This window comes from Rhizobium sp. N621 (genome assembly GCF_001664325.1).
Lineage (GTDB): Bacteria > Pseudomonadota > Alphaproteobacteria > Rhizobiales > Rhizobiaceae > Rhizobium > Rhizobium esperanzae.
In genome coordinates, this window is sequence record NZ_CP013495.1 from 1,568,798 (window position 1) to 1,594,122 (window position 25,325).

25 protein-coding genes are annotated in these 25,325 nt (G+C 61.6%); 14 read left to right on the forward strand and 11 right to left on the reverse strand.

Annotated elements, in window-relative coordinates; genetic code table 11:
* Window positions 1-9 precede the first annotated feature (9 nt).
* Window positions 10-1,401 (reverse strand): multicopper oxidase family protein, encoded by a 1,392-nt coding sequence (locus AMK00_RS07625; protein ID WP_064801676.1) that lies wholly within the window; start codon window positions 1,399-1,401, stop codon window positions 10-12.
* Between the two features lie 255 nt (window positions 1,402-1,656).
* Between AMK00_RS07625 and aspS the strand changes: the two genes are divergently transcribed.
* Window positions 1,657-3,447, forward strand: a complete 1,791-nt coding sequence (gene aspS, locus AMK00_RS07630) for an aspartate--tRNA ligase (RefSeq protein WP_064806062.1) — start codon at window positions 1,657-1,659, stop codon at window positions 3,445-3,447.
* Window positions 3,448-3,587: 140 nt separating this feature from the next.
* Here aspS and AMK00_RS07635 read toward each other — a convergent pair whose 3' ends face one another.
* Complete coding sequence (locus AMK00_RS07635) at window positions 3,588-4,775, reverse strand: hypothetical protein (RefSeq protein WP_064801678.1); 1,188 nt, start codon at window positions 4,773-4,775, stop codon at window positions 3,588-3,590.
* A 235-nt stretch (window positions 4,776-5,010) separates the two neighbouring features.
* Between AMK00_RS07635 and parC the strand changes: the two genes are divergently transcribed.
* Together parC and AMK00_RS07645 are read left to right on the forward strand one after the other, a co-directional pair.
* Window positions 5,011-7,266, forward strand: a complete 2,256-nt coding sequence (gene parC, locus AMK00_RS07640; protein WP_064810072.1) for a DNA topoisomerase IV subunit A — start codon at window positions 5,011-5,013, stop codon at window positions 7,264-7,266.
* Between the two features lie 224 nt (window positions 7,267-7,490).
* Window positions 7,491-7,949, forward strand: coding sequence for an SRPBCC family protein (locus AMK00_RS07645; RefSeq protein WP_064801682.1), 459 nt, complete (start codon window positions 7,491-7,493; stop codon window positions 7,947-7,949).
* Between the two features lie 109 nt (window positions 7,950-8,058).
* Here AMK00_RS07645 and AMK00_RS32900 read toward each other — a convergent pair whose 3' ends face one another.
* The 5 genes from AMK00_RS32900 to hemB form a co-directional block, all read right to left on the reverse strand.
* Complete coding sequence (locus tag AMK00_RS32900) at window positions 8,059-8,202, reverse strand: hypothetical protein (RefSeq protein WP_237350449.1); 144 nt, start codon at window positions 8,200-8,202, stop codon at window positions 8,059-8,061.
* A 48-nt stretch (window positions 8,203-8,250) separates the two neighbouring features.
* Window positions 8,251-9,132, reverse strand: a complete 882-nt coding sequence (locus tag AMK00_RS07655; protein WP_064810073.1) for a DMT family transporter — start codon at window positions 9,130-9,132, stop codon at window positions 8,251-8,253.
* Complete coding sequence (locus AMK00_RS07660) at window positions 9,133-9,909, reverse strand: arginyltransferase (RefSeq protein ID WP_064801686.1); 777 nt, start codon at window positions 9,907-9,909, stop codon at window positions 9,133-9,135.
* Window positions 9,910-10,102: 193 nt separating this feature from the next.
* The gene (locus AMK00_RS07665; protein ID WP_064801688.1) at window positions 10,103-10,561 is read right to left on the reverse strand and encodes an RDD family protein; all 459 of its coding nucleotides are present in this window, start codon (window positions 10,559-10,561) and stop codon (window positions 10,103-10,105) included.
* A 74-nt stretch (window positions 10,562-10,635) separates the two neighbouring features.
* The gene (gene hemB, locus AMK00_RS07670; protein WP_064810074.1) at window positions 10,636-11,649 is read right to left on the reverse strand and encodes a porphobilinogen synthase; all 1,014 of its coding nucleotides are present in this window, start codon (window positions 11,647-11,649) and stop codon (window positions 10,636-10,638) included.
* A 131-nt stretch (window positions 11,650-11,780) separates the two neighbouring features.
* Here hemB and AMK00_RS07675 point away from each other — a divergent pair, with 131 nt between their 5' ends.
* The 7 genes from AMK00_RS07675 to AMK00_RS07705 all read left to right on the forward strand — a co-directional run bounded on the left by AMK00_RS07675 (window position 11,781) and on the right by AMK00_RS07705 (window position 18,536).
* On the forward strand, window positions 11,781-12,218 hold the full coding sequence (locus AMK00_RS07675) for a DUF6163 family protein (protein ID WP_064811669.1): 438 nt from the start codon (window positions 11,781-11,783) through the stop codon (window positions 12,216-12,218).
* Window positions 12,219-12,347: 129 nt separating this feature from the next.
* Window positions 12,348-12,863 carry a transcriptional regulator LdtR gene (gene ldtR, locus AMK00_RS07680; RefSeq protein ID WP_004673822.1) on the forward strand — a complete coding sequence of 172 codons (516 nt, stop codon included), beginning with the start codon at window positions 12,348-12,350 and terminating at the stop codon, window positions 12,861-12,863.
* 436 nt (window positions 12,864-13,299) lie between these two features.
* Window positions 13,300-14,601, forward strand: coding sequence for a L,D-transpeptidase family protein (locus AMK00_RS07685; RefSeq protein WP_064811670.1), 1,302 nt, complete (start codon window positions 13,300-13,302; stop codon window positions 14,599-14,601).
* Window positions 14,602-14,817: 216 nt separating this feature from the next.
* Complete coding sequence (gene glyA / locus AMK00_RS07690) at window positions 14,818-16,116, forward strand: serine hydroxymethyltransferase (protein WP_064801692.1); 1,299 nt, start codon at window positions 14,818-14,820, stop codon at window positions 16,114-16,116.
* Between the two features lie 9 nt (window positions 16,117-16,125).
* A complete protein-coding gene (gene nrdR, locus AMK00_RS07695; protein WP_003547190.1) occupies window positions 16,126-16,602 on the forward strand; it encodes a transcriptional regulator NrdR in 477 nt (158 codons plus the stop codon).
* A 3-nt stretch (window positions 16,603-16,605) separates the two neighbouring features.
* Window positions 16,606-17,916 carry a bifunctional diaminohydroxyphosphoribosylaminopyrimidine deaminase/5-amino-6-(5-phosphoribosylamino)uracil reductase RibD gene (gene ribD, locus AMK00_RS07700; protein WP_064810075.1) on the forward strand — a complete coding sequence of 437 codons (1,311 nt, stop codon included), beginning with the start codon at window positions 16,606-16,608 and terminating at the stop codon, window positions 17,914-17,916.
* Entirely contained in the window at window positions 17,916-18,536 is a 621-nt protein-coding gene (locus AMK00_RS07705) for a riboflavin synthase (protein WP_064801695.1), read from the forward strand. The genes ribD and AMK00_RS07705 overlap by 1 nt, the downstream gene beginning before the upstream one ends.
* Here AMK00_RS07705 and AMK00_RS07710 read toward each other — a convergent pair.
* The 3 genes from AMK00_RS07710 to AMK00_RS07720 all read right to left on the reverse strand — a co-directional run bounded on the left by AMK00_RS07710 (window position 18,517) and on the right by AMK00_RS07720 (window position 20,097).
* Entirely contained in the window at window positions 18,517-19,032 is a 516-nt protein-coding gene (locus tag AMK00_RS07710; RefSeq protein WP_064810076.1) for a GNAT family N-acetyltransferase, read from the reverse strand. The two genes, AMK00_RS07705 and AMK00_RS07710, sit on opposite strands and share 20 nt — an antisense overlap.
* A 24-nt stretch (window positions 19,033-19,056) precedes the next feature.
* The gene (locus AMK00_RS07715) at window positions 19,057-19,560 is read right to left on the reverse strand and encodes a cupin domain-containing protein (RefSeq protein WP_064810077.1); all 504 of its coding nucleotides are present in this window, start codon (window positions 19,558-19,560) and stop codon (window positions 19,057-19,059) included.
* 177 nt (window positions 19,561-19,737) lie between these two features.
* Complete coding sequence (locus tag AMK00_RS07720) at window positions 19,738-20,097, reverse strand: hypothetical protein (protein WP_064801701.1); 360 nt, start codon at window positions 20,095-20,097, stop codon at window positions 19,738-19,740.
* A 344-nt stretch (window positions 20,098-20,441) separates the two neighbouring features.
* On the opposite strand from AMK00_RS07720, the gene AMK00_RS07725 reads away from it, so the two are divergent.
* The 3 genes from AMK00_RS07725 (at window position 20,442) to AMK00_RS07735 (ending at window position 23,717) form a co-directional block, all read left to right on the forward strand.
* On the forward strand, window positions 20,442-20,897 hold the full coding sequence (locus AMK00_RS07725; protein WP_011424856.1) for a 6,7-dimethyl-8-ribityllumazine synthase: 456 nt from the start codon (window positions 20,442-20,444) through the stop codon (window positions 20,895-20,897).
* A gap of 3 nt (window positions 20,898-20,900) precedes the next feature.
* On the forward strand, window positions 20,901-21,383 hold the full coding sequence (nusB, locus tag AMK00_RS07730; RefSeq protein ID WP_064706868.1) for a transcription antitermination factor NusB: 483 nt from the start codon (window positions 20,901-20,903) through the stop codon (window positions 21,381-21,383).
* 195 nt (window positions 21,384-21,578) lie between these two features.
* Entirely contained in the window at window positions 21,579-23,717 is a 2,139-nt protein-coding gene (locus tag AMK00_RS07735; RefSeq protein ID WP_064806067.1) for a sodium-translocating pyrophosphatase, read from the forward strand.
* 292 nt (window positions 23,718-24,009) lie between these two features.
* Here AMK00_RS07735 and AMK00_RS07740 read toward each other — a convergent pair whose 3' ends face one another.
* Window positions 24,010-24,543 carry an outer membrane protein assembly factor BamE gene (locus AMK00_RS07740; protein ID WP_012483371.1) on the reverse strand — a complete coding sequence of 178 codons (534 nt, stop codon included), beginning with the start codon at window positions 24,541-24,543 and terminating at the stop codon, window positions 24,010-24,012.
* Window positions 24,544-24,728: 185 nt separating this feature from the next.
* Between AMK00_RS07740 and AMK00_RS07745 the strand changes: the two genes are divergently transcribed.
* Complete coding sequence (locus tag AMK00_RS07745) at window positions 24,729-25,319, forward strand: ubiquinol-cytochrome C chaperone family protein (protein ID WP_064815674.1); 591 nt, start codon at window positions 24,729-24,731, stop codon at window positions 25,317-25,319.
* The last annotated feature ends 6 nt before the right edge of the window (window positions 25,320-25,325 follow it).

A 25,325-nucleotide genomic window follows, 5' to 3' on the forward strand; every position in this document is an offset into this window, starting at 1 on the left:
GCGAATGCTTCAGCTCACTCTGATATAGCTGGTCATTCCCGTCTTCTGATGTTCGATGATATGGCAATGCAGCACCCAGTCGCCGGGATTGTCGGCGACAAGGGCCAATTGTACCTTCTCGTCCGGCTGGACGAGGTAGGTGTCGGACACCAGCGGCATCACCTCGCGCGTCGAGGAGGAGATCACCGTGAAGCTCATTCCGTGCAGGTGGATCGGATGCGCGTGCGGCGTGGTGTTCTCGAGGTTGAAGACATAGCTCCTGCCGAGCTTCAGCTCCGCCAGCGGCGCCGTCGGATCGGGCGTGTCTCCGGGCCACGGCACCTTGTTGATCGCCCAGAAGCTGTAACCAAGCGTGCCGCAGATACTCTCGACGGCGGCATTTTCCGCGGTGGCGCTGAGGATCAGCGGTATCTGTTCGGCAGCGGAAAGATCAGCCTTCGGAACGGGGTTTTCGGCAAGCGGGCCGAGATCGCCGATATTGCGTTTCAACGACTGTCCGACCGCACGCAGGCTGGCGATCGTCTTCGGCGCCGTGCCGCGAATGTCTTCCAGCGTCGCGACGGCGCCTTCGCCATCTGGCATGCGTACGGCAAGATCGAGCCGCTGGCCCGGCCCGATCTGCAGGAGGTCCAGAGGGAAGCGTTTCGGCACCGGATTGCCGTCGATGGCGATGACGGTCGCATCTGCGCCCGCCATCGTCAGCGAGAAAATGCGCGTCACGTCGGTGATGGCGATGCGCAGCCGCACCAGCCCGCCGGCCGGCGCATCATATTGCGGCTCCTGGCGCCAGTTGGCCGTGCGCACCGTGCCGTAGGTGCCGCTCTTGGCAGCGTCGCGCGGCCGGAAGGGCGCGATGAACTGCCCGTCGCCTCCGAGCCGCCAGTCGCGCAGATTGAGCAGCACCTCCGTGTCGAACTCCGGATCGGCCGGATCCTCGACGACGAGCATGCCGGTCATGCCGTGTCCCATCTGCGTCAGCGTGTTGCAATGCGGATGATACCAGAAGGTGCCGGCATCGGGCGGCGTGAAGACATAATCGAAGCTGTCGCCGGTATAGATATAGGGCTGCGTCACGAAGGGCACGCCATCCATGCGGTTGTCGATGCGAAGCCCGTGCCAATGGATCGTCGTCGGCTCATCGAGCCCGTTTTTCAGCCTTGCCGCGTAGGGCCGCCCCTTGGTCATCCTCAGAACCGGCGGCATGCCGTCATGGCCCCAGCTCATGACATCCCTGGTCGGACCCGCCTCGGTCAGCAAGGCCTCGGTTTTCACAGCCGTCAGCAGCTGCGGCTCCGGCGCCGCCTCGGCAAGCCCGAATTTGCCCGCAACGGCGATGCCGGCGCCATAGGCGCCGGCGACGGCGGATGTCTTCAGAAGGTTGCGGCGGGTCAGCAGAGGCATGCAGAGGCTCCAGGACGAGAATGCCGATCCTTTTAAAGTTGAGCCGCATCTTCATCAATATGGGAAACGCGGCCAAACTGCCGCAGCCTGCGGGTCGCAGCCTCGCCATAAACGCATGCCAAACCCAGGGGCGGGGCGCGCTAAGCCTTGACAAATCGGAGCGTCCATGCGCTTTTCCGCCCGATTTTCTTGTCGGCGCGGGAGGGTCTTCGAACCCCTGCTGCCGTCTTCAGCCACATGCCAGGATTTGAGATCATGCATCGCTACCGCAGCCACACATGTGCCGCCCTCCGCAAGACGGATGTCGGCTCGACCGTCCGCATCGCCGGCTGGGTCCATCGCGTTCGCGACCATGGTGGCGTTCTTTTCATCGACCTTCGCGACCATTACGGCATCACCCAGGTCGTCGCCGACCCGGATAGCCCCGCCTTCAAGACGGCAGAGACCGTGCGTGGCGAATGGGTCATCCGCATCGACGGCCTCGTCAAGGCCCGTACCGAAGACACCGTCAACAAGACCATGGCGACCGGCGAGATCGAGCTCTATGCGCAGGAGATCGAAGTGCTCTCCGCCGCCAAGGAATTGCCGCTGCCGGTCTTCGGCGAGCCCGATTATCCGGAAGACGTTCGCCTCAAGTATCGCTTCCTCGATCTTCGCCGCGAAACCCTGCACAAGAACATCGTCAAGCGCACCCAGGTGATTTCGGCCATGCGCCGTGAAATGGGCGGCGCGGGCTTCACCGAGTATAGCACGCCGATCCTGACGGCCTCCTCGCCGGAAGGCGCGCGCGACTTCCTTGTGCCGAGCCGTATTCATCCCGGCACCTTCTACGCTCTGCCGCAGGCGCCGCAACAGTACAAGCAGCTCTTGATGGTCGCAGGTTTCGACCGTTACTTCCAGATTGCGCCGTGCTTCCGTGACGAAGACCCGCGCGCTGATCGCCTGCCGGGCGAATTCTACCAGCTGGACCTCGAAATGAGCTTCGTCACCCAGGAAGACGTCTGGAACACGATGGGTCCGCTGATGACCAAGGTGTTCGAGGAGTTTGCCGAAGGCAAGCCGGTCACCAAGGAATGGCCGCGCATTCCCTATGACGAGGCGATCCGCAAATATGGTACGGACAAGCCGGATCTGCGCAACCCGATCGTCATGGAAGCGGTGACCGAGCATTTCGCCGGCTCCGGCTTCAAGGTCTTCGCCGGCATGATCGCTTCTAACCCGAAGGTCCAGGTCTGGGCGATTCCGGCCAAAACCGGTGGCTCGCGCGCTTTCTGCGACCGCATGAACGCCTGGGCGCAGAGCCAGGGCCAGCCGGGACTCGGCTACATATTCTGGCGCAAGGAAGGCGAGAAGCTCGAAGGCGCCGGACCGCTCGCCAAGAACATCGGCGAGGAGCGCACCGATGCGATCCGCACCCAGCTCGGTCTCGGTGACGGCGACGCCTGCTTCTTCGTCGCCGGCGAGCCGGAAAAATTCCACAAGTTTGCGGGCGAGGCCCGCACCAAGGCCGGCGAAGAACTCAACCTCGTCGACCGCGACCGCTTCGAACTCTGCTGGATCGTCGACTTCCCCTTCTTCGAATGGAGCGAGGAAGAGAAGAAGGTCGATTTCGCCCATAATCCGTTCTCGATGCCGCAGGGTGGCCTCGACGCGCTGCAGAACCAGGATCCTTTGACGATCAAGGCCTTCCAGTATGACGCCGTCTGCAACGGCTTCGAGATCGCCTCCGGTTCGATCCGCAACCAGTCGCCGGAAACCATGGTTGCCGCCTTCGAGAAGATCGGCCTCAGCCAGCAGGACGTCGAGGACCGCTTCGGCGGCCTCTACCGCGCCTTCCAGTATGGCGCGCCTCCGCATGGCGGCGCTGCCTTTGGTATCGACCGCATCATCATGCTGCTCGTCGGCGCGAAGAACCTGCGCGAAATCTCGCTCTTCCCGATGAATCAGCAAGCGCAGGACTTGCTGATGGGCGCACCGAGCCCGGCAACGCCGACGCAGTTGCGCGAACTCGCGATCCGGCCGATCCCGCCGGTCAAGAAGGACTGAGTTCGGTTCGTTTTCGAATGAGAAAGCCCGGCGATCGCAATCGCCGGGCTTTTCATTTGTGCCGATGCCTGCACATGCCTGAAATAGAAAGGCTCGGCGGCGGAACTGCCGAGCCTGCTCTCATGAAGAAAGCCAAACGATCAGTCGTTAGCCGAAACCTTGACGCCGAGCACCTGCGGCAGCGTGTTCGGAGCGCCCATGGCAGCACCGACGATCGTTGGGAACGGCACCGGCTTTTCGGGAGCGGCCTTGACGGTCAGGCTCTTCGGGTCGTCGAGGAAGGTGTTAACCGCGGCCGAAACGGCGTTCTGCAGTTCCGGGATATTGAGCTGCGCCAGCATGATCGGCGTCATCGCCTTCAGCGAATCCGCCATCTGCTTGCCGGACATGTTCTGCTGCGAACCGGCGTAATCAAGCGCGCGCTTGGTGATCGACGCATCTTCGAAACGCACCTGTGCGGCCTCGAAGGACAGTTGCTGCATCAGGCCGAGCATGGCAAGGCCGAGCGCCTGCTGCGACTGTTCCTTGTTCGGATTGGCTTCGGATTCCTTCATCGCATCCTGCATCGATTTCATGAAGGCCATCGTGTAACCCGAGATCTTGAAGCCAAGATTCAGCTTGCCGATATTGGTGAAGTCGAAGGCGAATTCCGAAATATCGATCGTGCCGGGCGCGAGTTCCCAGGCGCCCTTCATGGTAATGTCGCCCTGGACGTGCTGCAGGGCGAGCTTCTCGATCGCGTCCTTGCTCTGCGCGTCTTCGGCCTTGCTGAGATCGGCCTTCATGCTTTTGAAGGCGCCGTCGAAATCGAAGCCGGATTCGTCTTCGCGCAGCGTCAGGTTCATGTCGGTTTGGAGCAGCGAGAACACTTCCGCACCGTCCTTGACCACCTTCAGCGGGCCGGTATGGGCGGTTTCGTAGAGCATCATGGTGTCGAGCGTGTCGCCGCCAGCCGTTGCGGGCACGGAGATGCCGCCGAGCGTCAGCTCCTGCGCGGTCACAGTCACGCCGTCTTGGGTCTTGTTGATGTCGGGGAAGGCAGCTTCTTCGATGTAATAGCCGCCGTCCTCGTCTTCTTCGACGCCGGAAAGGGTGATTTCGCCGATGGGCAGGCTTTCGCCGCCGGTCGGCTTGAGGGTGACATTCTTCAACGTCACGGTCGTGCCGTCGATGTCGATGTTCTCAGCTGCAATCGTCCCGCCCTGTGCGGCATAAGCGGCATTGATCTTGTTCAGCAGATCGGTGCCATCGAGAGCGAAGGCCGAGCCGGCGAGCGAAAAAAAGGCTGCGCTCGACAGCATCAGCCGCATTGTCCGGTAAAAGTTCATGGGGTGATTCCTCTGGTGGCGTGTGGCGGTTCTAAAATCTGCAGTTACGCTACTACGGATTGGGCCCGCTTTATATTTACGGACTTCTAAATTTCTGTTGAAAGGAACGGCAAACGAAGTCCAAATTGCGGCGGAACGTGTGTCTCATCCTTTGATGTCGGTGCCAAGACTTCATCCACAGCTGCAATGGCCCGGATTCCTTGCCCGCCGGCCACTTCTGGGCTAGTCAGGACCCATGGGACAAGAGATTTTGCCGCCTTCCGGCGGAGACGACGACAACATCCAGCCGGTCGACCTCAAGGCGGCGCTCGAGCAGCGCTATCTCGCTTATGCGCTGTCGACCATCATGCATCGCGCCTTGCCTGACGTGCGCGACGGGCTGAAGCCCGTCCATCGCCGCATCGTCTATGCCATGAACGAGATGGGGCTGAGGCCGACCTCGGCCTTCCGCAAATGCGCCAAGATCGTCGGCGAGGTGATGGGTAACTACCATCCGCACGGCGACCAGTCGATCTATGACGCGCTTGCCCGTCTCGCCCAGGATTTCTCGCAGCGCTACACGCTGGTCAACGGCCAGGGCAATTTCGGCAATATCGACGGCGACAGCCCCGCCGCCATGCGTTACACCGAATCGAAGATGACGGCGGTCTCCGAACTGCTGCTCGAAGGCATCGATCAGGACGCCGTCGATTTCCGCGACACCTATGACGAATCGAATTCCGAGCCGGTTGTCCTTCCCGGCGCCTTCCCGAACCTGCTCGCCAACGGCTCCTCCGGCATCGCCGTCGGCATGGCGACCTCGATCCCGTCGCACAATGCCCACGAGCTTTGCGACGCCGCCCTGCATCTGATCAAACATCCGGATGCGACCGTCGAAAAGCTCGTCGAATTCATTCCCGGCCCGGATTTCCCCACAGGCGGCATCATCATCGACAGCCGCGACAGCATCATCGAGAGCTATCGCACCGGCCGCGGCGGTTTCCGCGTGCGGGCGAAATGGCAGACGGAGGATTTGGGCCGTGGCGGTTACCAGATCGTCGTCACCGAAATTCCTTTCCAGGTGCAGAAATCGCGGCTGATCGAAAAGATCGCTGAACTGCTGATCGCCCGCAAGCTGCCGCTGTTGGAAGACATCCGCGATGAATCGGCCGAGGACATCCGCATCGTCCTGGTGCCGAAGTCGCGCAGCGTCGATCCGACGATCCTGATGGAATCGATGTTCAAGCTGACGGAGCTCGAAAGCCGCTTCCCGCTCAACATGAACGTCCTGTCCATGGGGCGCATTCCTAAGGTCATGGCGCTGAACGAGGTGCTGAAGGAGTGGCTGGACCATCGTCGCGAGGTCTTGCAGCGCCGGTCACGCTTCCGTTTGGCCGCAATCGACAAGCGTCTCGAAATCCTCGGCGGTCTTCTGATTGCCTACCTCAACATCGACGAGGTGATCCGGATCATCCGCGAGGAAGACGAGCCGAAACCCGTCATGATGGCGCGATGGGATCTGACCGACAATCAGGTCGAGGCAATCCTCAACATGCGGCTGCGCGCCTTGCGCAAGCTGGAAGAGTTCGAAATTCGCAAGGAGTTCGACGAACTCACCAAGGAAAAGAGCGAGATCGAGGCGCTGCTTGCCTCCGACGACAAGCAGTGGCAGACGGTCGCCTGGGAAATCGGCGAAGTGAAGAAGAAATTCGCCAAGGCGACCGAGGTCGGCCGCCGCCGCACCCAGTTCGCCGAAGCGCCTGAGGCCGATGAAGAGGCGATCCAGCAGGCGATGATCGAGAAGGAGCCGATCACCGTCGTCATTTCCGAAAAGGGCTGGATCCGCGCCCTGAAGGGCCACATCGCCGACACGGCGACGCTGACCTTCAAGGAAGGCGACGGCCTGAAGGTCGCCTTCCCGGCGCAGACAACAGACAAGATCCTGATCGTCACGACAGGCGGCAAGGCGTTCACGCTCGGTGGCGATAAGCTGCCTGGCGGTCGCGGCCATGGCGAACCGTTGCGTATCATGGTCGACATGGACAACGACCAGGCGGTGCTGACCGCCTTCGTCCACGATTCCTCGCGCAAGCAGCTGATCGTCTCGACGGCCGGCAACGGGTTCGTCGTTCCAGAGGCGGAACTGGTCGCCAACACGCGCAAAGGCAAGCAGATCATGAATGTCGCGCTGCCGGAGGAAACGCAGCTGCTGGTGCCCGTCAGCGGCGATCATGTCGCCGTCGTCGGCGAAAACCGCAAGCTGCTGGTCTTCCCGCTCGCGCAGGTGCCGGAAATGTCGCGCGGCAAGGGCGTGCGCCTGCAGCGCTACAAGGATGGCGGCATTTCCGACGTCCGCTGCTTCGCGATATCAGACGGCCTCGTCTGGGAAGACAGCGCCGGCCGCACCTTCACGAAGAACAAGGACGAGCTCGCCGAATGGCTGGGCGACCGCGCCAGCGCCGGCCGCACCGTGCCGAAGGGCTTCCCGCGCAGCGGCAAATTCGCGGGCTGAGGCTTTACAGCGCCGCGTGTCTGTTCAGGCGCACAAAGGACTTGCCGTAACGCCTTGATTTTGTACCGAATTAAATTGCGCGCTCGGCTCTTGGCGGGCGCGGGAACTTCTCTATCTCATTGCTGTTATCAAAAATAAGAGAAGGCCGGTTGCGTGGGCGGACGGAACGGCTGTGGTTCGTTGCGCTTCGGGAAGGCGCGCGTGCCCCTACCGGAGGAAAATCGATGCCCGCCAGCACCATCAAATTGCATGTCAGCCAGACCTACAAGGCCCCGCCCGCTGTGGTCTACGACGCCTGGCTCAACCCCGAAATTGCCCGCCGCTTCCTGTTTGCAACCGATGATGGTCACGTCATCCGTGCCGACATCGATCCGCGCGTCGGCGGACGTTTCTTCGTCGTCGACCGTCGCCCGACCGGCGACGCCTTTCATCAGGGCGTCTTCCTGGAATTGAAGCGCCCGCAACGCATGGTCTTCAGCTTTTCCGTTGAGGAGCACGACCACAATTGCGATCGCGTCGAAATCGACATCGAGCCTCTCGGCGGCGGCAGCCGCCTGACGTTGACCCATGAAATGTGCGCCGAATGGGCCGCACACGAGGAGAAAACACGGAAAGGCTGGGCGCATGTCGTCGAAGCGCTCGGCAGGGAACTGGAACAGCAGCAGTTGAAGGCTACTGGTTGAGCGGCACGCTGAAGTCACGCAGAAAGCTGGTCGCGCCTTCTTCCTCCACCTCTTCGGCGGCGACGCCGAGGACGAAAGCCTAGAGATTGGCATCGGTGGTCTCAATCTCTTAGCCATTTTCGAGCAGGAATACACCGGCGGCGACGATCTCGATGCTTTTGTTGCCGTCGACGAATGCATGCTTGCGGGCAAGGCCAAAGCTATGCGGCGGCGAGTCGACGACATGGTCGCAACCGTAATTGGCCTTATGCATCGGCCGGCCGCGGGAAGGTGCCTGCGCCGAGCAGGCGACAACGTCACATCACGAGACTTGCCTGGCGCTCTTGCGTCGCGCCATCCAGAGGGAATGCACTGCGATTGTCGCCGTGAGGATGCCGCCACCGACGAGCGTCGTCGTTACGGGCGTTTCGGCAAAGATCAGCCAGACCCAGATCGGCGCGAGCACCGTTTCCAAGAGATAGAACATGCCGACTTCAGGCGCGGACAGATAACGTGGCCCGGTCGCCAGGCACCAGAAGGCGACCGGCATCACGATGGCGCCGTTGAAGAGGATCCAGCCGGGATGGGCGATAGAAAGCCCTGAGGGCAGAGCCTGCGTGAGGCCGAGTACAGCCGGCAGGATGGCGGCAAGCAGCGGCACGAAGCCCATTTGCCGGCGCGAGGCCCGTCCGACGGTGATGGCTGCGGCAAGAATAAGCGCGCTGAGAAGCGCCATGGCGTCGCCAAAAACATGGCCGCTGGAAAGTCCTCCGCTCACGATCAATCCAACGCCAAGGATCATGAACAGCATGGCGATCAACGTTGCGGCCGGGGGCTTCTCCTTGAGGAAAATCCAGGAAAGAAGAGCCCCGAACATTGGGTTGAAGGCGACGATGAAGACGACATTGGCGGTGGCCGTGTTGAAGACGGCCAGCACGAAGGTGAGGGAAGAGAGACCGTAGAGCAGACCGGCGATCAGACCGGGTCGCCCTGGAACGAGCACCGGCCACTTGCCCGAAACAAGGCGCATTGCTCCGAGGATGACGAGCGTGGCGACAACCGTTGCTGCGCTCCGCACTCCGAGAATCGACCAAATGTCGCCGTCGCCAAGGCGGACGAGCGGGATATCCATGGAAAGCGCCAGCCCGCCGATCGCCGTCAGCAACAGGCCTTTCCAATGTTCGGAAAGAGCAGTGGGGAACATTCAGTCGTGGGTGCTTTCGGGCATGGAGGAGGGGTCGAAACGCTCCCAGCCGCGCGGGGTCAGATGCTCCTGCGGCTGGAAACGGGTCTTATAGTCCATTTTCCGTGATCCCTGAACCCAATAGCCGAGGTAGACATGCGGCAGGCCGAGCGCTTTCGCGCGCCTGACATGGTCGAGAATCATGAATGTGCCGAGTGAACGACGCTCGAGCGACGGATTGAAGTAGGAATAGACCATCGACAGCCCGTCGCTCATCGTGTCGGTCAGTGCGGCGGCAAGTAGCTCACCCTTCGGCCGCTCTTCCAGCCCGGAGCCTTCCTCGCGCCGGCGGTATTCGATGATTCGCGTGTTCACATGCGTGTCTTCCACCATAATCGCATAATCGAGCACGGTCATATCGGACATGCCGCCCTGCTGGTGACGGAAATCGAGGTAGCGCCGGAAGAGTGAATATTGCTCGCTGGAAGGCTGGGCTGCGAATTCGGTGGCGATGACGTCGGAGTTGGCGGCAAGCGCCCGTTTCATCGATTTCGTCGGTTCGAATTCCTGAGCGAGAATCCGCACGGAAACGCAGGCGCGACAGGATTCGCAGGCCGGACGGTAAGCGATGTTCTGCGAGCGGCGGAACCCGCCTTGGGTGAGGATGTCGTTCATTTCGGCGGCCCGCGGGCCGACCAGATGGGTGAAGACCTTGCGCTCCATCTCATGCGGCAGATACGGACACGCAGCCGGAGCCGTCAGATAAAACTGCGGGGATGGCGTCGTCTGCGTATTCATGTGTCGCGGAAATTTCCTTGTCGAGACAGTGCCGTTTTCTGACAGCATGACCTAAGAATAGAAAACGTCAACAGCGCGGCGGCCTTCGCCGTACATTTCAGTCTTCTAATCTTGGATATGGAGCGTCGTCATCCCCGGTACAGGGGAAGGCGGAGACTTTTTCGTCTCCGCCAGGATCTCAGACAGGCAGGTCTCAGGCAGTGCGTACCGTCACCGTGCCGACCAGGAGGTCGTGGATGAGACGGCTGCGCTCGATAAACAGGCCGGCAAGCAGGATGAGCGGCGTCAGCACCGAGTTGAGTATCCAGAACAGCGCCAGATGCACGATCGCCGTCAGGAAATCCATCGGCCGTCCATCGACGCGCACGATCGCGATCCCCATTGCCCGCATGCCGAGCGAAGCCTGGCTCGGCCCGCCGACCGTCAGGCCGAAGTAAAGGCCGGCGACGATGACGAAGAGGGCAGGGTAGAGGAAGAAGCCGAGGCCGAGCGTGACGATCGACAGGAAGAACAGAACGATCGCGGCGGGAATGCACAGCAGCGCCACGATGAGGTAATCGAGGATGAAGGCAAAGACACGGCGGCTCAACACGCCGCTATAGGCGCGCCAGTCCTCCGGTGCGGCATAAAGCGGATTGGGGTTGTAGCTCATCTCAATCTCCTCTCGCAAAAGCGACGCCGCTGATATGGTGTCGGCGGGGCGAAATACAATCATTCGCCCCGAAATCACCTCTTTGCGAGAATTTTCGCCACCTCGACCGCGAAATAGGTAAGGATGCCGTCGCATCCAGCCCGCTTGAACGACAGCAGCGTTTCGAGCATCGCCCGTTCGCCGTCGATCCAGCCGTTCATCGCCGCTGCCTTGATCTGCGAATATTCGCCGGACACCTGGTAGGCGAAGGTCGGCAGGCCGAAGGCCTCCTTCATCCGCCAGCAGATGTCGAGATAGGGCAGGCCGGGCTTTACCATCAGCATGTCGGCACCTTCCTCGACGTCGAGGGCGGCGTCGCGGATCGCCTCGGTGCCGTTGGCGGGGTCGATATAATAGGTCTTCTTGTCGCCTTTCAGCAGCCCGCCCGTGGAGATCGCCTCGCGATAGGGGCCGTAAAAGGCGGACGCGAATTTCGTTGCATAGCTCATGATGCCGACGCTCTGGTGGCCGGCCGCATCGAGCGCCCTGCGGATGGCGCCGATGCGCCCGTCCATCATCTCCGATGGGGCGATGATGTCGGCGCCGGCATCGGCCTGCATGACGGCGGCGCGCGCCACCTGGTCGACGGTCTCGTCGTTGACGATCTCGCCGTCTCTCAGGATTCCGTCATGGCCATGGCTGGTGAAGGGATCGAGCGCCACGTCGGTGATGACGCCGATATTGGGCACCGCCTTCTTGATCGCCACTGTTGTCCGATTGATCAGATTGTTGGCCTCGAGGCTGTTCGAGCCGGTCTCGTCGCGCAGCTCCATCTCGATATTGGGAAAGGTCGCCAGCGCCGGAATGCCGAGGTCGGCCGCTTCGCGCGCGGCCTCGACGGCTTTGTCGATGCTCATACGGTTGACGCCGGGCATGGCGGGGATCGGATCGATGATACCGGAGCCCGGCACGATGAAGATCGGCCAGATCAGGTCGTCGACCGTCAGCCGGTTCTCCTGCACCAGCCGGCGCGTCCAGTCTGCCTTGCGATTGCGCCGCATGCGGCGATGGCCGGTGATGTCGTCGACGAGATGCGTCTTATCCTGCATGATATCTATCCCTGGCCCATTCCATTTATCGGAGCGCTCATTATCATGGCGCCCGGAAAATCCAAACCGGACGATTGGCCGCGGCGGAAAAACTGCTTGTAACGATCCGATCCCGAACCGATGTTTGCGCCATGGAAACCGATTCCCCGACAATACCGAAACGCACTCTGGCGGATCTTCTCTTCATCCTCTTCCTGAGGTTGGTGGCCGTATCCTGCTTCTGGTTCGGGCTGCAATATTGGGCGATGCTCGTCGGCTATTCCTTGGTCGGCGCCGGCCGCTTCGATCTTTTGAGCCTGCCGTGGAAGGTGGCGAGCACCAGCCTTGCCGTGCTTTTTCCCGTCGCCTCGCTCGGCCTCTGGCTCACCGTCTCATGGGGGCCGGTTATCTGGGTGCTGGCCGCAGGCGGGCAGATCCTGATGTATGGTCTGCTGCCTGACATTTTCGGGCCCAACAAGCTGATCATCCTGCTGCATCTCATGGTCGCCGCGGTCTACTGCATTTTCCGCCTGTTGCTCTGGCTGGAAAAGCGCCGGCACCGCCGCCAGGTAAGTGTTGATTTACCCTGAGACAACGTGGAGTTTCCGGTAAGGCTCCATTAAGCCTGCGGTTTAAGTCGAATTTTATATGTATTCGATAGGGTCTCACTCAAGGCGGGAAGAAAACGACACCGCCAAACAAACAGTGAGGCAGTCAATATGAACACGAAAATCAAGCCGCAGGCGGTATCCAACTTCCGTGACCAACAGGATCAGGGCATCCGTGATCTTTACATGGAATCCCTTCATCTTGTCGAACGTCTTCACCGCCGTCTTCTCGACGTCATCAAGGACGAGTTCGACCGTCAGGGTCGCAGCGACGTCAACGCCATCCAGGCGCTGCTCCTTTTCAACATCGGCAATTCCGAGCTGACCGCCGGCGAGCTGCGCTCCCGTGGCTACTATCTCGGCTCCAATGTTTCCTACAACGTCAAGAAGCTGGTCGACCTCGGCTTCATCAACCACCAGCGCTCCCGTATCGACCGCCGCTCGGTTCGCATCAGCCTGACCGAAACCGGCCAGGACATAGCCGAAACGGTCGCCAAGCTCTACGAACGCCACATCGCCTCGATCGACAAGGTCGGCGGGATCGGCACCGACGAGTTCACCCAGATGAACAAGCTGCTCCAGCGCCTCGATCGCTTCTGGAACGACTCGATCATGTATCGCCTCTAAGACCCTCGACCTCCTTTCAGGGTTGAAGAAAACCGGATGCGTTCCCTGCGCGTCCGGTTTTGCCGTTTGCGCTCCGCGTGGCATCTTTGCAACGCATGGCGGCCAAGCGTAAGGGCCGGTATTCAAGCCGTTTTTTAGCCGTTATTAACCGGCACGATTTACCTCGTCACATGGTTCGTTGCGTGATGACTCGGCCATCGGCAGCTATCTGCGGTCCAGGCAACACGAATTGGCCATATTGGTGTGGCAGCGGAAGTTAGCAACCGGCGCTTTCAATGGACCAGGAACGTTCAGACTTTCGCATCGCAATATTGTGATGCGACGGGCGGAATATTCCGATGTGCCGGGAGAACGAATGGATAGGGATCTGCGTTACGGCGCAGTGATATCGCAAAGCGCCGCGCTTCCTTGCATGCGGCATTCAGTGGTTGGGACTATGTCGAAGAAAAACGGAAATGAAGCTCTCTCGCGCCGCGCTTTCCTTGCGTCCGCGGCAACGATTGGCGCCAGCGCGATGGCCGCGCCGGCATTGGCGCAGTCGGCGCTCGATACGCTGATCAACGCGCCGCGCCGCGGCAACTGGGACGACCAGTTCGATGCCAAGGCGGCTTCGCGCACGGCGACCGCCGTCGTTTCCAACACGCCGATCCTCGGTCCCCAGTCGGTCGCCAGTGCCCAGCAGGCGATCATGCAGTATCAGCAGATTGCGGCCGCCGGCGGCTGGCCCGAAGTCAATCCCGGTGATCAGCGCCTGCAGCTCGGCGTTTCCTCTCCCGCCGTCCAGGCGTTGCGCCAGCGCCTTGCGATCACCGGCGACCTGCCGCGCGAGGCAGGCATGTCGAACGCCTTCGATTCTTATGTCGACGGCGCCGTCAAGCGCTTCCAGGCGCGTCACGGCCTGCCGTCCGACGGCGTTCTCGGCGAGTTCACGCTGAAGGCGATGAACATTCCGGCCGATGTCCGCCTGCAGCAGCTCAACACCAACCTGGTCCGCCTGCAGACCTTCCCGGAAGATCTCGGCCGCCGCCATCTGATGGTCAACATTCCGGCCGCCTATGTCGAGGCTGTCGAAGACGGCAGCGTTGCCACCCGCCACACCGCGGTTGTCGGCCGTCTGAGCCGCCCGACGCATCTCGTCAACTCGAAGATCTACGAAGTCATCCTCAACCCATACTGGACCGCGCCGCGCTCGATCGTCGAAAAGGACATCATGCCGCTGATGCGCAAGGATCCGACCTATCTGGAAAAGAACGCGATCCGCCTGATCGACGGCAAGGGCAACGAGGTTTCTCCGGAGACTGTCGACTGGAACGGCGAGGCGCCGAACCTGATGTTCCGCCAGGACCCGGGCAAGATCAACGCCATGGCGTCGACGAAGATCAACTTCTACAACAAGAACGGCGAATACATGCACGACACGCCGCAGCAGGGCCTGTTCAACAAGCTCATGCGTTTCGAGTCGTCGGGCTGCGTCCGCGTTCAGAACGTGCGCGACCTGTCGACCTGGCTGTTGCGCGAGACGCCGGGCTGGAGCCGCCAGCAGATGGAGCAGGTGATCGCAAGCGGCGTCAACACGCCAATCAAGCTCGCCACCGAAGTTCCGGTCTATTTCGTCTACATCTCCGCCTGGGGCATGCCCGACGGCATCGTCCAGTTCCGCGACGACATCTATCAGATGGATGGCAATGCCGAGCTCGCGCTCGACACCACGGCCGGCATGGAACAGCCGGTGCAATAAGCGGCGACCTCTGCATCGCACCCTCGAACCGCGCCCTCCCGGCGCGGTTTTTTTATGTTGACGGGGACGCTCTGTCCCGTCGCCATCATTCTTCGGCGCCGCGCTGTCGCAAAATGGCTGGAGCGCGCGCTTTGCTCAGCAAATGTCGTTCTTCGTATTGCCCTTGCCACAGCGGAAGGCTAATACCTCAGCGCATTCCAGTTGAGGAGCCCGCCCATGACCAATGCTTCCACCGAATCCTTCTTCAATCGCTCGCTTGCGGACGTCGATCCGGAAATCTTCGGCGCGATCGGAAAGGAACTCGGTCGCCAACGGCACGAGATCGAACTGATCGCTTCCGAGAACATCGTCTCCCGCGCCGTGCTGGAAGCCCAGGGCTCCATCATGACCAACAAATATGCCGAGGGTTACCCCGGCAAGCGTTATTACGGCGGCTGCCAGTTCGTCGACATTGCCGAGGAGCTGGCGATTGAGCGCGCCAAGAAGCTGTTCGGCGTCAATTTCGCCAACGTTCAGCCGAATTCCGGCTCGCAGATGAACCAGGCCGTGTTCCTGGCGTTGCTGCAGCCGGGCGACACCTTCATGGGTCTCGACCTGAATTCGGGCGGCCACCTCACGCATGGTTCGCCGGTCAACATGTCCGGCAAGTGGTTCAACGTCGTTTCCTACGGCGTGCGCGAAGGCGACAACCTGCTCGACATGGATGAAGTCGCCCGCAAGGCCGAAGAGCACAAGCCGAAGCTGATCATCGCCGGCGGCACCGCCTATTCCCGCATCTGGGACTGGAAGCGTTTCCGCGAGATCGCCGACTCGGTTGGCGCCTATCTGATGGTCGACATGGCCCACATCGCCGGTCTTGTCGCCGGTGGTCAGCATCCGTCGCCGTTCCCGCATTGCCACGTCGCGACGACGACGACTCACAAGTCGCTGCGCGGCCCACGCGGCGGCGTCATCCTCACCAATGAAGAGGATCTGGCCAAGAAGTTCAATTCGGCCGTTTTCCCCGGCCTGCAGGGTGGTCCGCTGATGCACATCATTGCCGCCAAGGCCGTCGCCTTCGGCGAGGCGCTGCAGCCGGAATTCAAGGAATATGCCGCCCAGGTCGTCAAGAATGCCCGGGCGCTTGCCGAAACGCTGATCGCAGGCGGCCTCGATGTCGTTTCCGGCGGCACCGACAACCACCTGATGCTCGTCGACCTGCGCAAGAAGAACGCCACCGGCAAGCGCGCCGAGGCAGCGCTCGGCCGCGCCTACGTCACCTGCAACAAGAACGGCATTCCCTTCGACCCGGAAAAGCCCTTCGTCACGTCAGGCGTGCGTTTGGGTGCACCGGCCGGCACGACGCGTGGCTTCAAGGAGGCCGAATTCCGCGAAATCGGCAACCTGATCGTCGAAGTTCTCGACGGCCTCAAGGTCGCCAATTCCGATGACGGCAACGCCGCCGTCGAAGCCGCCGTGCGCGGCAAAGTGGTCAACCTCACAGACCGCTTCCCCATGTACGGCTACATGGGGTAAGGAGTAGCGATGCGCTGCCCCTATTGCGGTTCGGAAGATACCCAGGTCAAGGATTCGCGTCCGGCGGAGGACAATACGTCCATCCGCCGGCGGCGTATCTGTCCGGATTGCGGCGGCCGCTTCACCACCTTCGAGCGCGTTCAGCTGCGCGAGCTGATGGTCATCAAGAAGACCGGCCGCAAGGTGCCCTTCGATCGCGACAAACTGGTGCGCTCCTTCGAAGTGGCGCTGCGCAAGCGCCCCGTTGAGCGGGATCGCATTGAGCGCGCCGTCTCCGGCATCGTCCGCCGACTCGAAAGTTCCGGCGAGACCGAAATTTCCTCCGAGCAGATCGGGCTGCAGGTGCTGGAAGCGATGAAGAGCCTCGACGATGTCGGCTTCGTGCGCTACGCCTCGGTCTACCGGGATTTCTCGCTTGCCGAGGATTTCGAGAAGGTCATTTCCGAAATAAACGCCAAGATCGCCCGCGACCCGCTGGATAGATGAGCCATGAGCGTCACGGCGGATGACGAAGGTTTCATGGCGGCTGCGATCCACCTCTCGCGTCAGCATCTCGGCCGCACCGCCACCAACCCTTCTGTCGGCTGCTTGATCGTCAAAGATGGCATCATTGTCGGCCACGCGGTCACGGCGCTCGGCGGCCGCCCGCATGCCGAGCCGCAGGCGCTCGCCGAAGCCGGCGAACTCGCCCGTGGCGCTACCGCTTATGTGACGCTCGAACCCTGCTCGCATCACGGCAAGACGCCGCCCTGCGCCGAGGCGCTGATCGCCTATGGCGTGGCCCGCGTCGTCATCAGCGTCACCGATCCCGATCCGCGCGTCTCCGGCCGCGGCATCGCCATGCTGCGCCAAGCCGGCATCGAGGTGGATGCCGGCGTATTGGAGACGGAGGGCCGGCGTTCGCTGGCCGCCTATCTCACCCGCCAAACGAAGAACCGCCCCTATGTGACTCTCAAGCTTGCCGTTTCCGCCGATGGCATGATCGGCCGTGAGGGGGCCGGGCAGGTGGCGATCACCGGTCCGGAGGCTCGCGCCGAGGTACAGGCGCTGCGCGCCGAAACCGATGCGATCCTGGTCGGCATCGGCACCGCTGTAGCAGATGACCCGCTGCTGACGGTGCGGACCCCGGGGCTCGAAGCCCAGTCGCCGATCCGCATCTTGCTCGATCCCGCGCTGGCATTGCCGCTGACGAGCAAGCTGGTTCAGACGGCGCGGGAGGTGCCGGTCATCGTGGTGGCGAGCGAGGACGTTTCGCCGTTGGCGGCGGATGCTGAGGGATTACCCCCCTCTGTCCTGCCGGACATCTCCCCCACAAGGGGGGAGATCGGCAAGGAGCGCGATCCGACGTCCCAAGCAGATTCAGCATCACCAGCAACAGAAGATGTAGGGCAGGGAGCTAAACCCCAGCCAATCTCCCCCCTTGTGGGGGAGATGCCCGGCAGGGCAGAGGGGGGTACCCCACCCACTGACCCCTCCGTCATAAATTCCCGCCGCGCTGCGCTCGAAGCCGCCGGTGTCGAAATCGTCTACTGCAATCCCTATCACCCCGAGGTCCTGCTGCCGGCGCTTGCCACGCGCGGCATTTCCTCGCTTCTTGTCGAGGGCGGCGCCAAGACTGCCCGGCTTTTCCTTGACGCCGGCCTTGTCGACCGTATCCAGCTTTACCAGTCGCCTATCGTCATCGGTAAGGGCGGTATTGAATCCCCGTTGCAGGCAACCGACATACCATCCGGTTTCATGCATATGGACACGCGAACGTTTGGCGACGATCGCCTGGACGAATACGAGAGAGAGCTTTGATGTTCACCGGAATAGTCACCGATGTCGGCACAGTCGAATCCGTTTCCCCGCTGAAGGAGGGCATCAAGCTCCGCGTCGCAACAAGTTACGATCCTGCGACCATCGATATGGGCGCGTCCATCTCCCATTCCGGCATCTGCCTCACCGTGACCGGCCTGCCTGATGAAGGCAGCAATGGCCGTTGGTTCGAGGTGGAAGCTTGGGAAGAGGCGCTGCGGTTGACGACGATCGGCACTTGGCGCGAAGGCAGCCGCATCAATCTCGAACGGTCGTTGAAGATCGGCGACGAACTCGGCGGCCACATCGTTTCCGGCCATGTCGACGGCAAGGCGGAAATCCTCTCGGTGACATCGGAGGGTGACGCCACCCGCTATCGCCTGCGTGCGCCCGAACATCTGGCGAAATTCGTCGCCCCCAAGGGGTCGATCGCACTCGACGGCACTTCGCTGACCGTCAACGCGGTCGACGGCTCCGATTTCGACGTCCTGCTCATCCGCCATACGCTCGACGTCACCACCTGGGGTGAGCGCAAGGCCGGCGATTTCGTCAATTTCGAAGTTGACACCATGGCGCGTTATGCTGCCCGGCTGGCGGAATTTCCTAACGGGAAAACTGAATGACCTCGCCATTATACTGCGTGCGCACCATCTCGCGGAAACCGAGTTTGGCTGCGACGCGCAGCGAGGCGTGGTTCTCGGGACAGATGATGCAGCTCATCGGCGTTCCCGGAAAATGCGCTTCCGCCCAGCCGATCAGAGCCGTCAGCGCCTCTGTGGCATAACCGCGACCATGGGCTGCGGGCATCAGCGCCCAGCCGATCTCCATCGTTCCTTCGATCGACGGTTCCATATCGCGCCGGGCTTCGAGGAAACCAGCTTCGCCGATGAACCTGCCGCTTTCCCTTTCCACGATCGCCAGAAAGCCGAAACCCATATGGTGCCACATGCCGGCGATGCGCAGCATGCGGCTCCAGCTCTGCTCGCGCGTCGACGGCGCACCGGTAATGAAGCGAACGACGGTTTCATCCGCCCACAGCGCCGCATGCGCCTCGAAATCGTCGAGACGGTGAGGGCGAAGCGTCAGCCGCTCCGTTTCTAGGGTGGGTATGTCGATCACGATGGGTCCTTGTGGAAATCGCGTTCAGGCGCCGGGCTCGCCGTCCCAATAGTCAAGATCGCCTTCGGTCCTTCCGATGTGGCGGAAGCGCCCGGTTGCTGTCGCGTCCCTGTTGGTCCTGGCGAGGAACTTTCCGGAATCGGGATATTCGACGATCTCGGTTTTCGCCATCGTCGAAATGCCGAGATAGATGAGCGTGGTTGTGCCGGTATTGATGAGCTGGTGCGCCGTTTCCGGCCCGCCCGCCGGTGCGCCGAGCACGTCACCGGCCCGGACCGGATGGCGCTCGCTACCGAAGCGGTATTCGCCGGTGCCTGCGATCACGTAGAATAGCTCGTCTTCGACGTGGTGATTGTGCAAGGGGCAACTCGATTTGCCCGATGGCACCTCATTGTAGCTGATGCCGAGGCCCGCCAGGCCGAGCAGCACGCCGAACGAGACGTCGGCGCCTTCGTAGAACTCGCCCTGTTTCCAGTAGTCGAGCTTGAGATCAGCGATATTGATGACCGCTTTCGATTCCGCCGCCATGATGTCCTCCTGTTGCAGGAAGAGAAGCTATCATCTTGCCGGAAAATTCAATGGCGATGGGGCGCTGACCCTGGAAAATCCTCGGCATGGGCGGAGAGGAGACCGCCGCCCATGCTTCGAACGCCGCGCTTGGGATGGACGCGCCGGACGCTCTGTTGCTTGCAGCAGGTTGTGACCTCAGCGGACGTAGAAGGTCACGCTTCCATCCGCCGCCTGTTCGGCATTGACGATGTTGCGGACATCGACGCCCTCATTGTTCAGACGGTGTGCAAGTGATCTGTTGGCATCGATCGAGGCTTGGATGCCGCGTATCGCCTGGCTGGAGCGTTCCGGGGCCGAGCGCGGACCTGTCGTTTCGTCGTCGAGATTGTGCCAGTTGCGAACCTGCTCGACATTGAAGTCATTGCCCCGGAAGGTCCTGAGCGTCTGCTCGATGCCCTGGGCGGAGTTCATTCCGAAGCTCTCGGCCCGGCTGACGCCGGCAAATGCGAGGGAGGAGAGGGCTGCGGCGATGGTGATTGTGACAATGCGGTTCATGATTTAATCCTTTCATCTGCTTTGACGGTCGGCTGTCGTGCAGGGGATCGTCTGCGTCACGATAAGGAATTGGCGGTGCCGTTTTCGCTATTCAATAGGTTAAGCCACTGAAAACGCATTAAAAATTCTTCATGAAAACGGCCTTCGAATTGCCGTTTTCCGCGCTTCCGGAAAAGCGGATTTCGAAGCTTTGCCGGCTCGGCAGTGATGTTTCGGCTATCCCCTTGTCGATATTTCCTCTTTCGCATTTGCGGCACCGGCCGAAAGTGCTTGCCATTCCGATGAAGGCATGTTTTGACCGCGGGCTGTCGAGTGGAAAAAGTCCCGCCAACCGAAGGTAAACAATGTCGAGAGAGACCGCTCCCCATATTTTGATCGTCGAGGCCCGCTTCTATGACGACATGGCCGACGCGCTGCTCGAAGGCGCGACCTTTGCGCTCGAGCAAGCCGGGGCCACCTATGAGGTCGTCACCGTTCCCGGCGCGTTGGAAATTCCGGCAGCGATTGCCATGGCACTCGATGGGGACGACAATGGCGGCACCCATTATGACGGCTATGTCGCTCTCGGCATGGTCATTCGCGGCGAGACCTACCATTTCGATATCGTATCGAACGAATCCTCGCGCGCTCTGATGGATCTGGCAGTCAGCGAATCCCTTGCCATCGGCAACGGCATCCTGACCGTGGAAAATGACGAACAGGCTTGGGCGCGCGCCCGCCGTTCGGACAAGGACAAGGGCGGGTTTGCCGCTCGTGCGGCGCTGACGATGATCGCGCTGAAGCAGAAACTGGGTGCATAACGAATGAACGACGACAAGACGGAACGGCCGGTCAAGACTGCGAACCAGCGGGGCGCTGCCCGCCTGGCGGCCGTTCAGGCGCTCTACCAGATGGATGTCGGCGGCACCGGCGTTCTGGAAATCGTCGCCGAATACGAAGCGCACCGTCTCGGCCAGGAACTCGACGGCGCGACCTATCTGAAGGCCGATGCCGCCTGGTTCCGCTCCATCGTCTCCGGCGTCGTGCGTGATCAGGTCCGCCTCGATCCGCTGATCGCTGCAGCGCTGCAGGATGATTGGGCGCTGTCGCGCCTCGATAGCACGGTGCGCGCCATCCTGCGTGCCGGCGTTTTCGAACTCCTCGATCGCAAAGACGTCCCGGTGGCGGTCATCGTCACCGAATATGTCGAGATCGCTCGAGCCTTTTTCGATGACGACGAGCCGAAGCTCGTCAATGCCGTGCTCGACCGCATCGCCAAGCAGGTCCGCGGCGAGGCGAAGAAGTAACTCTTTAGCCGCCGAACATCTCCCTACGTCTTTCTTCGTACCGCAATGGTTTTCGGCCTTTGCGGGCTTGACGCCACGTGATCGACCACGCAATCTCCGCACCGCTTAGCTGTGCATTCTGTGGAGAGGAAGGCGAGTCGGCGGCGTATCTGCCGGAGAAGGAGTGAGCTCCGGCCTATGGGAGGAAAGAGCGAAATGACCATTCTTTTATGCGTAATCGCATGCGGTCTGCTCTCGGTGGTCTATGCCGCCTGGGCAACCAGGTCGGTGCTTGCCGCCGATCAGGGCAATAGCCGGATGCAGGAGATCGCGGGTTATATCCGCGAAGGCGCTCAGGCCTATCTGACCCGCCAGTACAGAACCATTGCGCTTGTCGGCGTCGTTGTTTTTATCGCTGCCTGGCTGCTTCTCTCCGCCACCGCCGCCATCGGTTTCCTGATCGGCGCCGTACTATCAGGTGCTGCCGGTTTCATCGGCATGCACGTCTCGGTCCGCGCCAATGTGCGCACTGCCCAGGCGGCGTCCGCCAGCCTTTCCGCCGGCCTCGACATCGCCTTCAAGTCGGGTGCGATCACCGGCATGCTGGTGGCGGGCCTCGCGCTGCTCGGCGTCTCCATCTACTACACGATATTGACCGTCGGGCTCGGACATGAGAGCGGCTCGCGCGAAGTCATCGATGCGCTGGTGGCGCTCGGCTTCGGCGCCTCGCTGATCTCGATCTTCGCCCGTCTCGGCGGCGGCATCTTCACCAAGGGCGCCGATGTCGGCGGCGACCTCGTCGGCAAGGTGGAGGCCGGTATCCCCGAAGACGACCCGCGCAATCCGGCGACGATTGCCGATAACGTCGGCGACAATGTCGGCGACTGCGCCGGCATGGCCGCCGACCTTTTCGAGACCTATGCGGTCTCCGTCGTCGCCACCATGGTTCTCGCAGCGATCTTCTTTGCCGGCGCGCCGATTCTCCAGTCTGCGATGATCTATCCGCTGGCGATCTGCGGCGCCTGCATCATCACCTCGATCATCGGCACCTTCTTCGTCAAGCTCGGCTCGAACGGCTCGATCATGGGCGCTCTCTACAAGGGCCTGATCGTCACCGGCCTGCTGTCAATTGTCGGTCTTGGCGCCGCCACCTCGCTGACCGTCGGCTGGGGCTCGCTCGGCACGGTTGCCGGCGCCGACGTCACCGGTACGAACCTATTCGTCTGCGGTCTCGTCGGCCTCGTCGTTACCGCGCTGATCGTCGTCATCACCGAATACTATACCGGCACCGGCAAACGTCCGGTCGTTTCGATCGCCCAGTCTTCGGTGACCGGCCACGGCACCAACGTCATCCAGGGACTTGCGGTCTCGCTGGAATCGACCGCCCTGCCGGCCATCGTCATCGTCGGCGGCATTCTCGCCACCTATCAGCTCGGCGGCCTGTTCGGCACCGGCATCGCCGTCACCGCCATGCTCGGCCTTGCCGGCATGATCGTTGCGCTGGATGCTTTCGGCCCGGTTACCGACAATGCGGGCGGTATCGCCGAAATGTCGCATCTGCCGCCGGAAGTGCGCAAGTCGACGGATGCGCTCGACGCCGTCGGCAACACCACCAAGGCGGTGACCAAGGGTTACGCGATCGGTTCGGCCGGTCTCGGCGCGCTGGTGCTCTTTGCCGCCTACGCCAACGACCTGAAGTATTTTGCGGCGCACGGCGACCAATATCCCTACTTCGCCAATATCGGCACGATCTCGTTCGAGCTGTCGAACCCTTATGTTGTCGCCGGCCTGCTTTTCGGCGGCCTGATTCCCTATCTGTTTGGCGGCATTGCCATGACAGCCGTCGGCCGCGCCGCCGGCTCGATCGTTGAGGAGGTTCGCCGGCAGTTCAAGATGAAGCCCGGCATCATGCAGGGCACGGAAAAGCCGGATTACGGCAAGGCCGTCGACCTGCTGACCAAGGCCGCCATCCGCGAGATGATCGTGCCTTCGCTGCTGCCGGTGCTTGCCCCCGTCGTCGTCTATTTCGGCGTGCTTCTGATCTCCGGGTCCAAGGCCTCGGCCTTTGCAGCCCTCGGCGCATCGCTGCTCGGCGTCATCATCAACGGCCTCTTCGTCGCCATCTCGATGACCTCAGGCGGCGGCGCCTGGGACAATGCCAAGAAGAGCTTCGAGGACGGTTTCGTCGACAAGGACGGCGTGCGTCACATGAAGGGCTCGGATGCGCACAAGGCCTCCGTCACCGGTGATACCGTCGGCGATCCCTACAAGGATACCGCCGGCCCCGCCGTCAACCCGGCTATCAAGATCACCAACATCGTTGCGCTGCTGTTGCTTGCCGTTCTCGCAGGCTGATGCCGCAACAGTGGATGTGTGCAACCGGCTGGATAAGTTGAACAAACCACTGCCACTCACCTAACCCTCTCCCCGTAAAAACGGGGAGAGGGGACGTGCCCTGCGAGACGCGGGAGAGGGACTGAGAGGTTGCGGCATATCCCCTTCTCCCCGTCAAAACGAGGGGTGCCGGCAGGCGGATGGGCAGGCCTCGACAATTTACTGGGCCGAGATGTGCGCCCCGGCCGAGATGACATCCACTAAAAAACCCGCCGGAGCGATCCGGCGGGTTTTTCGTGGAAAGCATGTTCGCTCAGCGCAGGCTGCTCGGATTTTGCGGCGTGCCGCCGGCGCCGCCGCCGAACAGGCTGCGGGCAGCACTCGCCGCGCTGCCGCCGGAGAGCATCTGCTGCAGGAAGGTGAGTTCCTTGCCGCCGGTCGGCGTGACGCGCGAGATCGTATCGAAGACCTTGCCGTCCTGCAGCGTATAGTTGGCGCGACGGGTGACGACGCCGCCCTTGTCGAAATAGATGGCCAGAACGGTCTGGTCGACGACCTTCAGCTTCTGGAAGGCGACGGCGCGCGTGCGACGCTGCGAGATATAATAGAAAACCTCACCATCGAAAGTCGCTGTCGTCGACGGCGTGCCGAGCGACAGCAGGACCTGTTCGCGGCTGGAGCCTTCCGGAACGAGATTGAGCGACTGCTGATCGACGACATAGCCGCCGTTGAGCACGGTGCTGGTCTGGCAGCCGGAAAGAGCAGTGGTGGAGGCGATTATGAAGGCAATGGCCGCGTTGCTGAAGAATTTCATGTCAGACTTGAAATACCGTTTCTTCAACGACATCTACTCCCTTGAGTGTCGATAGCAGCCGTTTGGGCCTTACACGCTTCCTCCTGCAAAACCATTGTGGCCATTCCGGGTCGAATGTCCCGAATTCGTTCCGCCGACACCTCGAAGGCATCGTCCCGAAACAGGCTACGATCGGCATTGCAATTCGCGCCTGCTTCGGTAAACCAGCTTTCGAAATCATGCAACAAGGCCGGACGCCAGCCGGCGTGAAGAATGAGGCATTTCCGGAAAAAACAATGATCCTCGGGCTCTTCCGCAAGAAAAACAACAATCAGGTGATCGTCGACAGGCAATATGCGGCGCTGACCGCAGCCGCGCGCATGCCCGATCTCTACGAGCGGCTCAATGTACCGGATACGGTCATGGGCCGCTTCGAAATGCTGTCGATCGTGATGATTCTATTTTTTCGCCGCACGCGCGCCTCGGCCGTCAGCGGTCAGGAGATTGCCCAGGAGATCGTCGATGCCTTCTTTCAGGACATCGACTACTCGATCCGCGAGCTCGGCATCGGCGACAACAGCGTGCCGAAACGCATGAAGAAGCTCGCCGGCATGTTCTACGGCCGGCTCGAAACCTATTCGAAGGCGATGGACGCCGGCGATGGCGAAGCGCTGGCGCTTGCATTAACGCGCAATATCCACCCGGAAACCGAGACACCGGCCGATATGTCCGGCCTGGCCAGCTGGATGATGGCCGCAGAATCCCATCTGTCCGCCGTTCCGGAAGAGCTGATCGTTAGCGGCTCGGCAACGCTGCCGCCGGTCGCCTGAAGGAGG

Excerpts from the sequence above, each read along its gene's own strand:
- ldtR (WP_004673822.1), top strand. The coding sequence starts at position 12,348 with ATGAACACGAAAATCAAGCCGCAGGCGGTATCCAACTTCCGTGACCAA.
- AMK00_RS07715 (WP_064810077.1), bottom strand. The coding sequence starts at position 19,560 with ATGGCGGCGGAATCGAAAGCGGTCATCAATATCGCTGATCTCAAGCTC.
- AMK00_RS07685 (WP_064811670.1), top strand. The coding sequence starts at position 13,300 with ATGTCGAAGAAAAACGGAAATGAAGCTCTCTCGCGCCGCGCTTTCCTT.
- ribD (WP_064810075.1), top strand. The coding sequence starts at position 16,606 with ATGAGCGTCACGGCGGATGACGAAGGTTTCATGGCGGCTGCGATCCAC.
- AMK00_RS07635 (WP_064801678.1), bottom strand. The coding sequence starts at position 4,775 with ATGAACTTTTACCGGACAATGCGGCTGATGCTGTCGAGCGCAGCCTTT.
- AMK00_RS07740 (WP_012483371.1), bottom strand. The coding sequence starts at position 24,543 with ATGTCGTTGAAGAAACGGTATTTCAAGTCTGACATGAAATTCTTCAGC.
- nusB (WP_064706868.1), top strand. The coding sequence starts at position 20,901 with ATGAACGACGACAAGACGGAACGGCCGGTCAAGACTGCGAACCAGCGG.
- AMK00_RS07660 (WP_064801686.1), bottom strand. The coding sequence starts at position 9,909 with ATGAATACGCAGACGACGCCATCCCCGCAGTTTTATCTGACGGCTCCG.
- AMK00_RS07735 (WP_064806067.1), top strand. The coding sequence starts at position 21,579 with ATGACCATTCTTTTATGCGTAATCGCATGCGGTCTGCTCTCGGTGGTC.
- glyA (WP_064801692.1), top strand. The coding sequence starts at position 14,818 with ATGACCAATGCTTCCACCGAATCCTTCTTCAATCGCTCGCTTGCGGAC.
- AMK00_RS07720 (WP_064801701.1), bottom strand. The coding sequence starts at position 20,097 with ATGAACCGCATTGTCACAATCACCATCGCCGCAGCCCTCTCCTCCCTC.
- aspS (WP_064806062.1), top strand. The coding sequence starts at position 1,657 with ATGCATCGCTACCGCAGCCACACATGTGCCGCCCTCCGCAAGACGGAT.
- AMK00_RS07645 (WP_064801682.1), top strand. The coding sequence starts at position 7,491 with ATGCCCGCCAGCACCATCAAATTGCATGTCAGCCAGACCTACAAGGCC.
- AMK00_RS07665 (WP_064801688.1), bottom strand. The coding sequence starts at position 10,561 with ATGAGCTACAACCCCAATCCGCTTTATGCCGCACCGGAGGACTGGCGC.
- AMK00_RS07625 (WP_064801676.1), bottom strand. The coding sequence starts at position 1,401 with ATGCCTCTGCTGACCCGCCGCAACCTTCTGAAGACATCCGCCGTCGCC.
- AMK00_RS07705 (WP_064801695.1), top strand. The coding sequence starts at position 17,916 with ATGTTCACCGGAATAGTCACCGATGTCGGCACAGTCGAATCCGTTTCC.
- nrdR (WP_003547190.1), top strand. The coding sequence starts at position 16,126 with ATGCGCTGCCCCTATTGCGGTTCGGAAGATACCCAGGTCAAGGATTCG.
- AMK00_RS32900 (WP_237350449.1), bottom strand. The coding sequence starts at position 8,202 with ATGCATAAGGCCAATTACGGTTGCGACCATGTCGTCGACTCGCCGCCG.
- AMK00_RS07655 (WP_064810073.1), bottom strand. The coding sequence starts at position 9,132 with ATGTTCCCCACTGCTCTTTCCGAACATTGGAAAGGCCTGTTGCTGACG.
- AMK00_RS07675 (WP_064811669.1), top strand. The coding sequence starts at position 11,781 with ATGGAAACCGATTCCCCGACAATACCGAAACGCACTCTGGCGGATCTT.
- hemB (WP_064810074.1), bottom strand. The coding sequence starts at position 11,649 with ATGCAGGATAAGACGCATCTCGTCGACGACATCACCGGCCATCGCCGC.
- parC (WP_064810072.1), top strand. The coding sequence starts at position 5,011 with ATGGGACAAGAGATTTTGCCGCCTTCCGGCGGAGACGACGACAACATC.
- AMK00_RS07745 (WP_064815674.1), top strand. The coding sequence starts at position 24,729 with ATGCAACAAGGCCGGACGCCAGCCGGCGTGAAGAATGAGGCATTTCCG.
- AMK00_RS07725 (WP_011424856.1), top strand. The coding sequence starts at position 20,442 with ATGTCGAGAGAGACCGCTCCCCATATTTTGATCGTCGAGGCCCGCTTC.